The sequence below is a fragment of the Paracholeplasma manati genome (assembly GCF_025742995.1).
In the GTDB taxonomy this organism is placed as follows: Bacteria; Bacillota_I; Bacilli_A; order Acholeplasmatales; family UBA5453; genus Paracholeplasma; species Paracholeplasma manati.
In genome coordinates, this window is sequence record NZ_JAOVQM010000003.1 from 153,848 (window position 1) to 168,007 (window position 14,160).

Sequence of the window (14,160 nt, forward strand, 5' to 3'; positions counted from 1 at the left end):
ATTAGATGAAAAAAATCAATTTACTGGTCATATTTGTATTGGCCTTGGTCTTGGTCGCTTGTACCAAAGAACCTAAACTACCACCCCTTGAAAGTGCAGAAGATTGTAACGAACAATCCCTTGAAGGTGGTTGGGTCTGCGTTTGGGCAGATGAATTTGAAGGTACCGAAGTCGATTTAACCAAATGGACTTATGAAGTCAATGGGTATGGTGGCGGTAATGGTGAGTTACAATATTACACTGCCGATAATACCGTGGTTGAAGATTCCATTTTGAGCATCATCGCGAAAAAAGAAGACTATCTAGGCAAACAATACACCTCAAGTCGTATTGTATCTAAGTACAAAGGTGACTGGACTTATGGTCGATTCATCATTCGTGCTAAAAACCCAGTGGGTGGCGGTACTTGGCCAGCAATTTGGATGATGCCAACCATGAATGTGTATGGTGGCTGGCCAAAGAGTGGTGAAATTGACATCATGGAATATGTTGGTAACAACCCATCCAAAGTGTCGGGTACAGTACATACCGAAATCCGTAATGGTGGTAATACACCGGTTCGTGAATATACCTTACCAACCGCGAATTCTGAGTTCCATAACTATGAAGTTCAGTGGGAACCTGGTAACATACGTTGGTATGTGGACGGCGTCAAATTCAATGAAGTCATTTATACCCCACAATTCACACAACAATATAAGTACAACCAAGTATTCCCATTCGATCAAAACTTCTTCATGATCTTAAACCTCGCCATTGGTGGGGCTTTGGGTGGTAATGTGGATGATTCCATCTTCCCAACCGCATTTGAAGTGGATTATGTCAGAGTCTATCAAAGAGACTATGGACAAGTCGATAAAGAAGCGCCAAGTAAGGTTACCGAAATCAGCTTACAACAACTCGCCAATACGATTTATTGGAAGCGTGCAGAAGATGATTATGGTGTTGAAAAATACAACATTTACATCGATGGTGAATTTAGAGGCGTCTCAAGGGTCAACCAATTTACATTTGGTGGCTTAACCAAGGGTCAATCCTACAGCATTCGTATTGAAGCTGTCGACTTTAGAGGTCGTGTTTCAAAAATGAGTGAAACCTTCAGTTTCACGTATCAATAACCAAAAAATAAACCGTTAAGTCATTTGAAGGCTTAACGGTTTTGTTTTATACGTATTGTGGTTTTGGATATGATTGTCCTTTTAAATCGATGGTCACCGATTCAATCACGATATCGGTATGTGGTTTATCGCTATAATCCCGTGGGCTTCGTACAATCGCGTCTACGACTTCAATGCCTTTGGTGACCACACCAAATGCGGCATAAGCACCATCTAAGTGCGGTGATGGTTTATGCATGATGAAGAATTGTGACGTGGCAGAATTGGGATTACTGGTACGTGCCATTGAAATGACACCGCGATCATGTAGTAAAGGGTTATTGAATCCATTTTGTTTAAAATCCCCTCGAATGGGTTTGAGTTCAGGTCCCCAGCCCCCCTGAATCATAAAATTAGGGATGATTCGATGAAACTTTAAGCCTGTATAATACCCTTTTTGGACCAAATCAATAAAATTATACACGGTGTTTGGCGCGACTTCAGGAAATAATTCTATTTCGATGGTGCCAAACCCTTGAACCACCATCACGACTTGTGGATTGGTTGGTTTAAAATAGTGTTCGTATGACATGATAAATACCTCCATTTGGACTCATTATACTAAATCTCACTTCATTTGTCATCTCTCATATATGAATAGCATTTTTGACTTAATTATTATATAATTAGAGTGTTGATTTTATTTTGTATAAAGGGGAATACAATGGCTAAATTTAAACTTGCATTTGAAGAAAACTTTGATTATACGGGGAAACCAAACCCAGACATTTGGACGTATCAAGTCGGGCCAAAATGGGCAAATAATGAAAAACAATGCTATGTCGATTTTGATGACAATTGTTATGTCAAAGATGGGGCATTGCACATCATCGCTACCAAAACGAATGACCTTGGTTGTCCATACTACTCCTCTCGTTTAATGACAAAGGATAAAAAACACTTTCAATATGGACGTTTTGTCGTCAGAGCTAAAATGCCTCAAGGTCGTGGTTCATGGCCTGCCGTTTGGTTTTTAGGGACCACCAAAGAGCACCGCTGGCCAGCGATGGGAGAAATTGACTTATTGGAATATGCAGGCAATCGCCCAAATCAAGTCACTTGTGCGATTCACACCGAAACCTATAACCACAAGATTGATACCCATAAAGGTTCAACCTACCCGATGACCGACTTGGCTGGGGAATTCCATGATTATATCTTGGAATGGACACCTGAGCATTTATCGTTTCAGGTCGATTATCATGAGATATTAAAAGTTGAAAAACAACCAGGCGATACATTTAAAGAATGGCCATTTGACCAACCATATTACATGATTGTCAATCTCGCTGTGGGCGGTTGGTACGCAGGAGACATTCAGGATGCGGACTTACCATTCCATTTTGAAGTCGCATTTATCAGACATTTTGAGCTTATAGAAGCATAAAAGCCGTTATCCACGGCTTTTCTTTTTTTGGATCCATTCTAAGCGTTCTTTAAGTGCTTTTTCATAGGTAGAATCTTCTTTAGGTTCAAAATAATGTTTGTTTAAAAGGTTTTCAGGCAGATAAGTTTGGTCAACCATGGCATAGGGGTAATTGTGGGGGTATTTGTATAATGAAGCATCCCCTTTGATTTCTCGGTTGATGATGTGTTTTGGAATCGGGCCAGAAACGCCATTTTGAAAATCCTCTAACGCCTGATCGAGTGCAACTAAGGCTGTGTTAGATTTAGGGGATAATGCACAATCAATCACCGCGACAGACAGTGGAATTCTTGCCTCTGGTAAACCCAGTTTGATCGCAGCGTCACATGCAGCCATGACTTTCGGACCGATTTGAGGGTTGGCTAAACCAATGTCTTCATACGCAATGACCATCAAACGTCTGGTTAATGACACCAAATCTTGCATGACAATCAATCTCGCTAGGTAGTGTAGACTCGCATCGACATCCGAACCACGAATAGACTTTTGGAAAGCACTTAAAACCTCGTAGTAATTATCTGCATTCCCATCCAGTTGCAACACCGGTTTGCCAATCGCGAGTTTCGCGATTTTGGGTGTGATGATTTCATATTGGGTGAGCAGTAAGGTCGCCTCAAGCATGTTGAGCGCGGTGCGAATTTCCCCACCAGCACTTTGGGCGATGTAAGCTAATGTATCTTTAGTCAATGTTAAATCGGTATCCACTTCATCGGATAATAACGCGTTTTCAAGCACCTTAATGATATCGGATTCAGTAATGTCATTGAGCTGATAAATATGACATCTCGAGCGAATCGCAGGGTTCACAGTGATGTAAGGGTTATTGGTGGTTAAACCGATGATGGTTACCTTACCTTCTTCAACGTAAGGTAATAAGTAATCCTGAATATCGGTTTTCATGCGGTGAATTTCGTCGATGATCAATAAAACATCGTTGTAGGCTGTCATATCGATGATTTCTTTTAAACGTTGTTTCGAATCGGTGGCTGCTGAGAAGGCAAAGGATTCTAAATTCGCACGTTTGGCTACCAAACCAGCGATGGTGGTTTTGCCTGTGCCAGGGTTACCATATAAGATGAATGAAATCAATTTGTGTTGTTCAATCATATGGGTGATGATGCCATCTGGACCAATCAAATGGTCTTGACCAACCACGTCTTCAAATCGGGTAGGTCTCAAACGATGTGCTAAAGGTTTCATCGAATCAACTCCTTAATCATTTATGATTATAGCACATAATGCTTGCATCAAGGTGACAAACAAGGCTAAAATAGAAGCATCAAGAAAGGGTGTGTCGCTATGTTAAGGTATTTCGAAACCATCATTGAATCTTTAAGAGGGAAACAAAACCCAATGGTGGATAATACGCAGGGCGTTTTTTATTTATTTAGCAAAGAAGAAGGCATCGTTTCTGGTTTGGATGAAATTCAAACATTATTGAATTTATACGATATTGAGATTGCTTTTAGAAAACATAAAAACAATGGCCAAAGTGTTAAACGTGGTGAAATATTATGTTCGATGCAGGGCGAAAAAGCATCGATTTATATGATTTTACCGACTTTGACCTATGTGGTTGGTAAAATGATGGGAATCGCAAGTCTGGTTAGACTATACCAATCCAAATTACAACATGCAGGAATCATTGATTTAAATGAATTTTCAACGATTGAAACAGCCATTTCTGCAAAAGCCATGAAAGATGGTGGCGCACAAAACTTGGACTTATTTAAATTAGATGAAACCATGATTGAATTGTATGGCAACAGGGTGTTGGCCATTGAAAAAGCAAAAACCATTCAAGAAAAACCAGTCATGGTTGAAATTACAGATATCCAACAATTTTATGAAATCGATTCAACTTCAGTGGATTATATTTGTCTCAAGTATTTTAACGATGAAGCCATCAGACGAATCATCTTGGACAATCGAGGCAAAAAACGACTTATCATCGGAGGACTGATTTTACCACAGCGATTAGATGTGATAGGTTCTTATCAATTTGACTTCTTGTACACCAGTCTGTTTAGCAATGCATCGCGAATCTATGATATCGGTGTTAAAGTTGGCGTTTAGTCTAGTAAAAACGCGGTATTTATAGTAAAATAACTATGTTACACGGAGGAATTGTATGAACTTAAAAGATTATATTGCATCCATTGAAAATTTTCCAAAAGAAGGCATTTTGTTTAGAGATATTACACCGCTCATGCTGAATGGCGAAGCGTATAAATATGCTTGTGACCAAATGGTGGCGTTTGCTAAAGAAGTCGGCGCTACAGTCATCGTTGGTCCTGAAGCAAGGGGATTCATTTTTGGTTGTCCTGTCGCTTATGCATTAAACCTAGGGTTTGCACCAGTGAGAAAACCAGGCAAATTACCAAGAGAAACTGTCACTGTTAAATACGATTTAGAATATGGATCGAATGAGTTATCATTACATGCAGATGCTGTTAAAAAAGGTGACCGTGTGCTCATTGTAGACGATTTACTCGCAACCGGTGGAACCGTGGATGCGACAGTACAACTGGTAGAAAAGTTGGGCGGACAAGTCGTTGGCGCTGCTTTCTTCATTGAACTTGAAGCGCTCAAGGGTAGGGAACGCTTGGCTAAATATCCGATTTTTGCTTCATTGAAATACTAAGGTGATAGATTGGAAACGTTGATGACTTTTGAAAAGTTAATCGACAATGTCAAGACATATATCCGACGTGAAAGTGACTTGGCTAGACTTGAGGCGGCATATCAAATGTCGTCTTTTAAGCATGCTACTCAAACCAGAAAAAGTGGCGCGCCATACATCACACACCCACTCGCAGTCGCGTACATATTAAGCGAACTCTCGGCAGGTCCAAATACCCTGATTGCGGCTTTATTACACGACACCCTTGAAGACACACCGACCTCCTATGATGAAATCAAAGCACAATTTGGAGAAGAAGTGGCTCAACTGGTGGATGGAGTTACCAAAATTGGTAAGATTTCGTTTAACCAAGAAGTATCACAAGCCGATAATCATCAAAAAATGTTGCTCGCGATGGGAAAAGATATTCGTGTGGTCTTGATTAAAATTGCCGATCGATTGCACAACATGCGTACGATTCATTACCAATCTTCAGAAAAACAATTGAAAATTGCCAATGAAACGTTAGATATTTATGCGCCACTTGCCCATCGACTTGGTCTATTTAAAATTAAAGCTGAACTTGAAGATATCTCGTTACGCATTGTCAATGGGCCTTTTTATCATCGCATTAAACACTTGATTGAAAACCAAGAACAAATCAAAAATGTGTCGATTGAACACATGATGAGCAAGATTAAAGAACATTTGAGTGAGCATCATGTAGAACACTATCAGATTTCTGGTCGTACAAAAAATATCTATTCCATCTATAAAAAGATGACCAAGCAAAATAAAGATTTTGAAGACATCTACGATATTTTAGCGATTCGTGTCATCGTCGATCGAATTGAGGATTGTTATCAAGTCTTAGGTGTGATTCACGCGCACTTTATACCAATTCCAAAGCGATTTAAAGATTATATTGCCGTACCTAAACCAAACATGTATCAGTCTCTGCATACAACGATTTTATCCGATGATGGCTCGATTTTTGAAGTTCAAATTCGTACTTATGAAATGGATAAAGTTGCAGAATACGGGATTGCAGCCCATTGGGCGTATAAAGAAAGTAAAGAGTATTCCAAAGAAAAAGAACAATTTGAAATTGCACAAAAACTCAAATGGTATGCAGATTTACTCAAGATGAGTGAAGATGCTGACGATAAAAATGAGGGTGCAAACGAATTCGTTCAAACCGTTAAAAACGACATTTTAGAGGCCAATGTTTATGTATTCACCCCTAAAGGTCAAGTCGTTGAATTAACCAAAGGCTGTACTCCGATTGATTTTGCCTACCGTATCCACTCCGATGTCGGTAACAAAATGGTTGGTGCATCCGTCAACAATCGTATTGTCCCACTCGATTATGAACTTCAAACGGGTGACATCGTTGCGATTAGAACCTCTAAAAACGTCACTGGTCCATCTGAAGACTGGCTTAAAATGGCCAAATCTTCTCATGCTAGACATAAGATTAAAGGCTTTTTGAACAAACAAAACAAGGACAATCTACTTGAAATGGGTAAGGACATGATTGAACGTGAACTAACACCATTGAAACTAGAAATGTCGCAAATAACCGATGAATTTGTTGTGAAACATTTCTCGAAGAATATGACTGAAACGGTCGAAGACCTCTTTGTTGAAGTCGGTAAAGGCATCATCAGTCCTAAAACCGTGGCGGCTAAACTTTCTGGCAAAGAACTCGACAAAGAAACGATGTTACAACGCCAACTTGAAAAAGCCAAACGCATATTAACGACGAACCACGAATCTGGATTGATCGTGGAAGGTCTATCCACACCACAAATCAAGATTGCCAACTGTTGTTTACCAGTCCCTGGTGATTCCATTGTAGGTTATGTCACCAAAGGCAGTGGGATTGCTGTCCATCATGAAAACTGTCCAAACGTTAAAAACTTAACGGAGATGCGTTTTGTCGATGTCTATTGGGCAACCAATATCACGAGAAAGTACCCAACCAGAATTCAAATCATTGGTCAGAATCGTGACAATATCCTTTCAGAAATCATCGCGACCATCAATGCGACCTCATTAACCATTGCAGAAGTCAATGCCATAAGCAATGCGCGTTTAGAAAGCATTACAACCCTAAAGATATTGACAAGCAGTAAATCGGAAATTGAGAATGTCATGGTGAACTTAATGAAGATCAACAATATTTATCACATCGAAAGAAGATTTAAATAATGAGAGCGGTCATTCAACGGGTCACCAGTGCTGAAGTCACAGTCGGTGACTACCATCAGTCGATCGGGTTAGGCTATCTCATTCTATTGGGCATTCATGTCGATGATGAGCCTTCAGACTATGATTATATGCTAAAGAAAATTTTATCGCTTCGCATATTTGAGGATGCAGAAGGTAAGATGAACCTCAGTTTATCACAGGTCAATGGCAGTATTTTATTGATTTCTCAATTCACGCTTTTAGGCTCTGTTAAGGGTAATAATCGCCCTTCATTTACACAGAGTGCTAAACCCGATAAAGCATTGGATTATTATTTGAGACTATTCGATGATTTGTCCAAAACGGTACCCATCGTGAAAAAGGGTCTATTTGGAGAAGATATGAAAGTATCCCTCACCAATCAAGGCCCCGTGACCATCATCATCGATACGAAGGAGTGATTCCATGAAAAGCAAATTGAATTGGCGCTATGTGAATATCCTCATGTTACTGTTGATTATTTACATGCTTTATGTGCTATCACCATTGTGGGGTAGTTTATTCGAAAAGGCGATTTTAGCACTATTGCCCATCATCATTGCGTTCGCCATCGCATTCGTCTTTAATCCGATTGTGACGACGCTAGAAAAACGGTTTAAAATCCCGAGGGTCGTTGCTATATTGTTTTTATATGCATCCATCATCGGTATGGTCTTATTGATTGTATTCGTATTTGTGAAACCTTACATTGAAGATTTAAGCAACATCACCGTTGGTTTAGGGAATCTATTGATCCAAATAGGCGATTTGCTCAATATTGATACCAGTTCAGTCCAAGTATCATTATCTGCGATGGTCACCGATATTTATAACAGTATTTTCTCGTTCTTCACTGCGACAGGTGAAGGCGCAGACTTGGTTATTGGTACGATATTTGGTGGTGCAGTCATTGTCATTGTTGGGATCATATTCCTCATTAACTTCGAACACATTAAAAATCGTTCAAAAGAATATTTGCTTTCAAGAGAATCACAAAAAATGTATTTATATGTTTCCCAGCTTTATCATGATTTAACGAATTATTTGGTTGCGGAAATCATCATCGCTGGCATTCAATTCATTGAATATGCGGGTTTGTTCCTCTTGATCAGCATCTTTATCCCTGAATACTTGAATCTCGCATTGTTGTTAGGCGTATCGGTCGCAGTATTTTCATTAATTCCGTATTTTGGTGGATATCTATCCTCATTCTTCATGATTTTGATTGCGTTATCGCTACCAAAACCATTGATTGCAGCCGTACCAATTGGGTTATTCATCCTCATTTTCCCAAATTTAGATGCTTACCTCATTAATCCACATATCTATAAGAAACAATTGAAATTAAACCCACTATTATCGGTTTCAGCCATCCTGCTCATGCAAGCATTCTTTGGATTGGTTGGTGTGGTTATTTCAATCCCTGTCATCTTATTTATTACCATCACGTATAACTTTTATAAAGAACCGATTCACGCCAGACTTAAACGTTTTAAAGAATCGTTATAAGATTGACTTTAAAAGCAGAATATTGTATCATTTAACTGTAATTTAATCGTCTGTTGATTGAAAAGAATGACAAGGCAAGGTCTAAGAGCGAGGATGAACGGTGGAAGCATCCAGAATAACCTGTCAGGGACACTTCAGGAAGACATAACTAGTTGAGGGCTATGGGATAACCATAGAACTAAGGTGGTACCGCGCATGTTTAGCGTCCTTAGAAATAAGGGCGCTTTTTATTTTTTTTGTGGGTGAATCGATGATAACGAACCGAAAAATGCCGACAATTGAATTGGATAGAGTCATCCTTAGAACCTTGTTGAAGAAAGATGCCAACGATTTCTTTGAGGTTGGAAAAGACCCGATCACAACGGAGTTTTTAACCTGGGGGCCATTCAAAACCATCAAAGAAGCGAAAACCATGATTAAATTCACTTATTTTAGACGCATGGCCCGTCAAGAACCGATTGGGTATGCCATTTTAGACAAAGAGACCCATCAAATGATTGGTACGATTGAATTTCACACATTCAATCGAAAGAATAACACGTGTGAAATTGGGTATGTGTTAAAACGTGCCTATTGGAACCAAGGCATCATGACAGCCTGTGTTGATGCGATGACCAAAGTTGCTTTCGAGCACTTAGATATCGATTGTGTCATCATCAAACACATCAAAGAGAATATGGCCAGCCAACGCGTCATATTAAAAGCAGGTTATCAATTCATTGAAATCAATAAACAAAGCTTTTTTCATCCGAAAACGCACCGTTTTCACGATGTTTATGTATACGAAAAATGGAGGAAACAATCATTATGATTAGCAAAGCAAAAGGGACCTATGATGTCCTACCAACCGAATCCTATAAATGGCACACATTAGAAGAAAAAGCACGCCAAATCTGTGTTTTATTCGGTTACAAAGAAGTGAGAACACCGATTTTTGAATACCGTGAAGTATTTCATCGACAAAATGAACAATCCGACATGGTCACCAAAGAAACCTATAACTTCATGGACAAAGGTGACCGCGGATTGACCCTGAGACCTGAAGGTACAGCCGGTGTCATTCGCAGTTTTGTAGAAAACAAGTTATATGTTGAAAACCCACTCAATAAGCTCTATTATATCGGTCCTAACTTCCGCTATGAACGTCCTCAAAAAGGTCGTTTTAGACAATTCTCACAATTTGGGGTGGAAGCGATTGGTTCTAATGACCCTGCACTAGATGCAGAAGTCATCGGATTAGCCTACGCATTCATCCAAAAATTGGGGTTAAAAGGGGTCAGAGTTCGTATCAATACGTTGGGTGATAACGAATCTCGTGCTGACTTCAAAGACGCTTTAAAGAAGCACTTTGAACCTCATGTCGATACCCTATGTGATGACTGTAAATTACGCATTGAGAAGAATCCATTGCGTATATTGGACTGCAAAGTCGATCAACAACACCCAGCGGTACTCAAAGCACCAACCACACAAGACTACTTAAACGACAGTTCAAAAGACTATTTCCAACAAGTATTGGCTTATTTAGACGCTGCTAATATCGATTATGAAATCGCTCCAAAATTGGTAAGAGGTTTGGACTACTATACCCATACCGTATTTGAAATCGAAGCCGATATCGAAGGTTTTGGTGCTCAAAATGTCCTTGGTGGTGGTGGACGTTATCAATCATTGGTTAAAGAACTCGGTGGACCAGATCTACCTGGTATCGGATTCGCTTTTGGCATGGAACGCTTAATCATCGCGATGGAATCAGAAAACATCGCATTTAATGAGGATAAAGTGAATGATATCTTCTTGATTGCAACAGACACAACAGCGCGTATTCAAGCCATCAAACTCTTATTTGAAGCAAGACAACAAGGGTTGGTTGCCGATATGGATTTCGTATCGACCTCATTCAAAGCCCAACTCAAATCCGGTTTAAAATCCAATGCGAAGTATTTGGGTATCATCGGTGAATCTGAGTTACAAAATAAAACCGTATCACTAAAAAATACCACAACACAACAACAGGAAGAAATACCAGTCAAGATTGCGATCCGTTCCGTCAAAAGCTGGTTAGGTAAATAATATGGCTTATACACATCATAACAATGAATTAAATTTAGCCCACCTCGGACAAACCGTACGTCTTAAAGGTTGGGTCGCAAGAAAACGCAACTTAGGCGGTTTGATTTTTATTGACCTTCGTGACCGTTTCGGTATCACACAGCTCTTGGTTCAACCAGGTCACCCATCGTATGAACTCGCAAGTACACTGAAGAGTGAATATGTGATCGCAATCACCGGTGTTGTCATTGAACGTGAATCGAAAAACCCGAATATGGCAACAGGTGACATCGAAGTCAACATCGAAGAACTAGTGGTTTTAAACACCGCTGAAACACCACCTATTGGTATTTCAAATGAAGATACCGCTTTAGAAGATACCCGTCTAAAATACCGTTATTTGGACTTAAGACGTCCTGTCATGCAAAACTTCATGATTAAACGCGCTCAGATCACCCAAGCGGTACGAGAAGCCCTTTTATTAGAAGGATTCAATGAGTTTGAAACCCCAATTTTAGGTAAATCAACCCCAGAAGGTGCGAGAGACTTCTTGGTGCCATCCCGTTTGTACGCAGGCGAATTTTACGCATTACCACAATCCCCACAAATCTATAAGCAATTATATATGGTCGCTGGATTCGAAAAATATTTCCAAATCGCTCGTTGTTTCAGGGATGAAGATTTACGTGCAGACCGTCAATTGGAATTCACCCAAGTGGACATTGAAACCTCATTCTTAACTGAATTAGAAATCCAATCGATGATTGAACGCGTATTGGCTCATACGTTTAAGAAAGTACTCAATGTAGAGATTAAACTACCGATTGAACGCATGCCTTTTGACCGCGCGATGTCTCTATATGGTTCAGATAAACCGGATTTACGCTTTGGGTTATTATTGAAAGACTTAAATCCACTATTCGATCATTATGCCATCCCATTTTTAGCAAACAAGTCCATTCGTGGCTTTGTGGTGCCAAATGGTGCGCATTTATCGCGTAAAGAACTCGATGCTTTTACAACAACCGTGAAGAAGAACCACGGGGATGCTTTAGCATTCTTAAAAGTATCAAACCATGAATTATCTGGTTCCCTGTTAAAAAATATTACGGACCCTAAGCAATTCATCGAATCGGCTGGTTTGGTTGAAAATGACTTATTATTGGTCATTGCCGGTAAGGACTTCGAATCGGCATCCAAAGCCGCTGGTGCGCTTAGAAAAGAACTTGGTGACTACTTGAAGTTAGCGAGTGATGATGATTATCGTTTCGTATGGATCGTTGATTGGCCTTTATTTGATGTCAATGAAGATGGTTCGCTCACTGCAGCCCATCACCCATTCACTTCCCCTAAAGAAGCCGATAAACCATTACTATTTTCCAACCCACAAGCTTGTCGTGCACAAGCCTATGACATTGTTTTAAACGGTTATGAATTGGGTGGTGGGTCGGTTCGTATCCATGAATCACATATCCAACAACAAATGTTTGAAGCCATCGGCCTATCTAAAGAAATCATTGAAGAACGTTTTGGATTCTTGGTCGGAGCCCTCAAGTATGGTACCCCACCTCATGGCGGACTCGCATTGGGTCTGGACCGTTTGGTAATGTTGATGACCAACACCAAAAACATCAAAGACGTCATCGCATTCCCTAAGACACAAAGTGCGAGAGACTTGATGATGCAAGCCCCATCGAGTGTCGCAGATGCACAACTAGAAGAACTCAATTTAATCATCAAAAAATAAAGACGAGCAATCGTCTTTATCTTTTTCAAAATGGCTTCATTTAGCCGTTATTTTGTTGTGTTTGTTGTCTTACCATATGTTCATAGCGGAATTCAAGTCTGGCTTGAACATTGATTTGTGCCATTTGAAGTCTGAATTGGTTGAGGACTTGATTGTATTGTAAAAGGGTTGCTTGAAGTTGGAGATTCAATTCACCTAAGAATAAATCTTCAAACGCTGCTAAATCGACTTGATGTTCTAAGAATAATTGGCGATAGGTTTCGCGAATGGCTCGATAATCATCCATGAAGTTTTCTAAAAGCAGGATTTCAAGTTCACCATTTTGATAGAAGAACAAGTACTCGTGTGGTATATTTTCTGCATCCACATACGCTTTAACCATTTGATCTAGTTCAGCTTTGGTAGACATGAAGTTCATGAAGATGGTTTGAGCTTGGGTTCTAAGGTTCGCGCGTTCTTGGCGATTACCATTGAATTCTTCGTACAATGCTTTTAGTTCTACTTTATAACCAATCAATAATTCATTTTTGGCTTGGATAGCTGCATCCGCATCAATTTTCGCTTGAATAGAAGTTTCATAGGCGTCAGCACTAGGAATTTCAATCGCTTCGATGGCATCGACATATGCTCCATATAGCGCGACTAAAGCTTGAGCATCCAAATCTGAATCCACCAATAATGCATCAAATCCAGATGGGTTTGTGATCAACATTAGATTGGCTTGGGTTTCAATATAGGATACACGTAAGAAGTGGAAAGCGGCTTTCGCATTCGCTCTAAGTTGTAGATATGCAAGTCTAACGTGGTCGGTTGCGAAATCGTTCAATGCTTCACGATTTTCATTGATGATGTTTAATAATTCACGAACACTCATATTGACAGCTACTTCATAAGTTAAATCGACATCTAAAGCCATCGCCGCTTTGATGATGCGATATTTACCGACTGAGATACCAAGTGCTTCCGCTTGATCGATGTCTTCTTGGGTGATGCCTGCATTACCATCCACCACATTGACAGTCATATTTTTGGACTCCAAGTGGGCTTGAATGCGGCTACGAATATTGGCTTGGATGCGGCTCATACGATTAGCATTATCGGTTTCAGTCGTGACGACAACCGCGTTTTCCATACCCGCTTTTAAATAGCCATATTGTCTGGCCAATTCCGTGATATCGACGACGACATCAGCCGCCACTTTACCTGTAAAATCGGTATCTAATAATAACGTTTGTGCATCGTCATTGAGCGGTGTTACGCGTTCAACACGACCTCTGGCATTGGTTGTGATTTCAACGCTTGGGTTGATATCGACCGTAATTCTCGCATTCGCTGCGTTCACCGATTCGGTGCAGGCAGCGAGGATCGTAATCATTAATAAGGCTACAGTAATGACAAATAGTTTTCTCATGAT

At 40.0% G+C, this 14,160-nt stretch carries 13 protein-coding genes; 10 read left to right on the forward strand and 3 right to left on the reverse strand.

Translation table 11 applies throughout. The features are described 5' to 3' along the window. Nucleotides 1-5 precede the first annotated feature (5 nt). Entirely contained in the window at nt 6-1,118 is a 1,113-nt protein-coding gene (locus N7548_RS04980; protein WP_263608361.1) for a family 16 glycosylhydrolase, read from the forward strand. A gap of 46 nt (nt 1,119-1,164) precedes the next feature. On the opposite strand, the gene N7548_RS04985 is transcribed toward N7548_RS04980, so the two are convergent. Further along, complete coding sequence (locus N7548_RS04985) at nt 1,165-1,689, reverse strand: peptidylprolyl isomerase (protein ID WP_263608362.1); 525 nt, start codon at nt 1,687-1,689, stop codon at nt 1,165-1,167. 132 nt (nt 1,690-1,821) lie between these two features. Here N7548_RS04985 and N7548_RS04990 point away from each other — a divergent pair, with 132 nt between their 5' ends. Beyond that, nucleotides 1,822-2,544 carry a glycoside hydrolase family 16 protein gene (locus N7548_RS04990; protein ID WP_263608363.1) on the forward strand — a complete coding sequence of 241 codons (723 nt, stop codon included), beginning with the start codon at nt 1,822-1,824 and terminating at the stop codon, nt 2,542-2,544. Nucleotides 2,545-2,550: 6 nt separating this feature from the next. On the opposite strand, the gene N7548_RS04995 is transcribed toward N7548_RS04990, so the two are convergent. Beyond that, nucleotides 2,551-3,783 carry a replication-associated recombination protein A gene (locus N7548_RS04995; protein ID WP_263608364.1) on the reverse strand — a complete coding sequence of 411 codons (1,233 nt, stop codon included), beginning with the start codon at nt 3,781-3,783 and terminating at the stop codon, nt 2,551-2,553. A gap of 99 nt (nt 3,784-3,882) precedes the next feature. On the opposite strand from N7548_RS04995, the gene N7548_RS05000 reads away from it, so the two are divergent. From N7548_RS05000 to aspS, 8 genes are all read left to right on the forward strand, one after another. Beyond that, nucleotides 3,883-4,659, forward strand: a complete 777-nt coding sequence (locus tag N7548_RS05000) for a beta/alpha barrel domain-containing protein (protein WP_263608365.1) — start codon at nt 3,883-3,885, stop codon at nt 4,657-4,659. A 55-nt stretch (nt 4,660-4,714) separates the two neighbouring features. Then, a complete protein-coding gene (locus tag N7548_RS05005; protein ID WP_263608366.1) occupies nt 4,715-5,227 on the forward strand; it encodes an adenine phosphoribosyltransferase in 513 nt (170 codons plus the stop codon). A 9-nt stretch (nt 5,228-5,236) separates the two neighbouring features. After that, nucleotides 5,237-7,420 (forward strand): RelA/SpoT family protein, encoded by a 2,184-nt coding sequence (locus N7548_RS05010; RefSeq protein WP_263608367.1) that lies wholly within the window; start codon nt 5,237-5,239, stop codon nt 7,418-7,420. Beyond that, on the forward strand, nt 7,420-7,860 hold the full coding sequence (dtd, locus tag N7548_RS05015; RefSeq protein WP_263608368.1) for a D-aminoacyl-tRNA deacylase: 441 nt from the start codon (nt 7,420-7,422) through the stop codon (nt 7,858-7,860). Before N7548_RS05010 ends, dtd begins: the two co-directional genes overlap by 1 nt. Before the next feature lie 4 nt (nt 7,861-7,864). Then, nucleotides 7,865-8,947 carry an AI-2E family transporter gene (locus N7548_RS05020; protein ID WP_263608369.1) on the forward strand — a complete coding sequence of 361 codons (1,083 nt, stop codon included), beginning with the start codon at nt 7,865-7,867 and terminating at the stop codon, nt 8,945-8,947. Nucleotides 8,948-9,197: 250 nt separating this feature from the next. Further along, nucleotides 9,198-9,758, forward strand: coding sequence for a GNAT family N-acetyltransferase (locus N7548_RS05025; RefSeq protein ID WP_263608370.1), 561 nt, complete (start codon nt 9,198-9,200; stop codon nt 9,756-9,758). After that, a complete protein-coding gene (gene hisS, locus N7548_RS05030) occupies nt 9,755-11,020 on the forward strand; it encodes a histidine--tRNA ligase (protein WP_263608371.1) in 1,266 nt (421 codons plus the stop codon). Before N7548_RS05025 ends, hisS begins: the two co-directional genes overlap by 4 nt. A 1-nt stretch (nt 11,021) precedes the next feature. Beyond that, nucleotides 11,022-12,746, forward strand: coding sequence for an aspartate--tRNA ligase (aspS, locus tag N7548_RS05035; protein WP_263608372.1), 1,725 nt, complete (start codon nt 11,022-11,024; stop codon nt 12,744-12,746). A gap of 40 nt (nt 12,747-12,786) precedes the next feature. On the opposite strand, the gene N7548_RS05040 is transcribed toward aspS, so the two are convergent. Continuing rightward, complete coding sequence (locus tag N7548_RS05040; protein WP_263608373.1) at nt 12,787-14,157, reverse strand: anti-sigma-I factor RsgI family protein; 1,371 nt, start codon at nt 14,155-14,157, stop codon at nt 12,787-12,789. Nucleotides 14,158-14,160: the final 3 nt, after the last annotated feature.